Raw genomic sequence first — 2,127 nt, 5'->3', positions numbered from 1 at the left:
ATCGGCTGCGAACGCGCGCAACGGGCGGCCGTCGACCGATGCGCCGAGCCCGAAACGCGGCACGTCGCGACGCAAGGTCAGCAGTGCGCCGCGGTCGATCCCGGCGGCCAGCGTCTCGGCCTCCGACAGCGCGGCCGGATCGTACAGCAGGCCGGTCCAGAACGCGGACAGCGCGACCATCATCGCCGGCGAGCCCGCATCGGCGCCGCGCATCTCGAGATAGCGCTTCAGCCGCACTTCGGTGAAGACCGTCGTCAGATGGTCCGCGAAATCGCCGAGCGTCGGCGTCTCGCCCTCGAGGTGCGAAATGCGCCGCCGCATGAAATCGCGGAACGTCCATCCGGTCGCATCCGTGTAGCGGTCGCCGCGCCGCACGAAGTACATCGGCACGTTGTCGAGCAGCCAGCTCACGTAGCGCTCGAAACCGAAGCTGCGCGACAGGAACAGCGCAGGCGCCCCGCAGCGATCCTCGTCGGTGTCGAGCCATGTGTGTGCGCGCGTCGACAACAAGCCGGTCGGCCGGCCGTCGGAGAACGGCGAATTCGCGAACAGCGCAGTTGCAACGGGCTGCAGCGCGAGCGACACGCGCATCTTGCGCGCCATGTCGCTTTCCGACGCGAAATCGAGGTTGACCTGCACTGTGCAGGTGCGCTGCATCATGTCGAGCCCGCGCGTGCCGACGCGCGGCATATAGCGCTGCATGATCCCGTAACGCTGCTTCGGCATCCACGGCAGCGCCGCGCGCGCGAGGTGAGGGTGAAAACCCAGCGGTGCGCAGCGCAGGCCGAGCGGCTCGCACGCGTCGCGGGTCGCGGCAAGGTGCGCATGCAACTCGGCATGCGTGTCGTGCAGCGTTTCGAGCAGCGCGCCCGACAGTTCGAGCTGGCCGGCCGGCTCGAGCGAGATCGCCGCGCCGTCGCGCTGGATCACGCCGACGATCCGTCCGGCATCGACGATCGGCGTCCCGTCGCCTTGCAGCCGCGCGAGCACCGCGGCGATCCCCGATGGCCCGTCGTAAGGCGCGGCTGCGTGCGTCGCACGCGCGACGACGAACTTCTCGTGCTCGGTCCCGATCCGGAATTGCGCGGCCGGCTTGCAGCCGGCGGCCAGATGATCGGCGAGCTGCTGCTCGGAGACGATCGGCGTGTGGTCCGATCCAACGGCATTCGACATCGACACCCTCCACAAGTCACATTGAGCGACCGACCGGCCGGTCGCACGGCGACTATAGCGACGTCGATGCCGGTGCTGTACTGGCAGGGGTGATAGGGGGCGGGCCAAGCCGCACTGCGCTACGGCTGCCTGCGCTTCGCGAAGTAATGCGCGGGCGAATCGCCGAATGCGCGGCGGAACATCGCGATGAAGTTGCTCGGCGTCGCATAGCCCAGCGCGTCCGCGATGTTGGCGACGCTGTCGCCGCCCGCGAGCCGTTCGAGCGCATGTGTCAGGCGTGCCTGCTGGCGCCACTGTGCAAAGCTCGTGCCGGTTTCCGCGACGAACAGCCGGCTCAGCGTGCGCGCGGACAACCCGGCCCATTCGGCCCACGCTTCGAGCGTGCGGCTGTCGTGCGGCTGCCCGAGGATCGCGTTGGCGATGCGCAGCAGGCGCCGGTCGCGCGGCATCGGCAGGTGCAGCGGCTCGTGCGGCGCGCGGCGCATCTCATCGAGCAGCACGACGCTGATGCGCGCCTGCTCGATGTCGAGCCGGTCCTGATCAGCCCACGACACCGCGCGCCGCACGAGCGCGCGCATCAGCTCGGTGATCGCGATCACGCACGGCTGATCCGGCATCCGCCGGCTCGCGGCCGGTGCAATCACGACGCTCCAGCCGCTCAACGCACCGCTGATGCTGACCTTGTGCTGCTCACCCGGTGGAATCCAGCCCGCGCGATGCGGCGGCAGCAGCCACGAACCATGCGGAGTGCGCACGTGCGCGAACCCGCTTTCCACGCAGAACACCTGGCCGCGCAGATGGCTGTGCCAGTCGACCTCGCGGGTGCCGAGCCGGTAGGTGTTGCTGCCGTCGTCCTCGCCCCAGACGGCGATCAGCGACGGGCCGTCCTCACGCTCGCTCGGATCGGAGTCGGCGCGCTTCGCGGTGCGCGGTGGAGAAACGTCTCGGATGGGA

2 protein-coding genes are annotated in these 2,127 nt (G+C 69.5%); both read right to left on the bottom strand.

Annotated features, from left to right (window positions below; translation table 11 throughout):
- Positions 1-1,173: glutamate-cysteine ligase family protein (locus tag G3N99_RS38965; RefSeq protein WP_206125057.1), on the bottom strand; the 1,173-nt coding region annotated here is incomplete at its 3' end.
- Positions 1,174-1,292: 119 nt separating this feature from the next.
- Positions 1,293-2,127: helix-turn-helix transcriptional regulator (locus G3N99_RS38960; protein ID WP_241012074.1), on the bottom strand; the 835-nt coding region annotated here is incomplete at its 5' end.

The sequence above is a fragment of the Burkholderia sp. Ac-20392 genome (assembly GCF_017104585.1).
In the GTDB taxonomy this organism is placed as follows: Bacteria; Pseudomonadota; Gammaproteobacteria; order Burkholderiales; family Burkholderiaceae; genus Burkholderia; species Burkholderia lata.
This window is presented reverse-complemented; position numbering and strand designations above follow the sequence as displayed.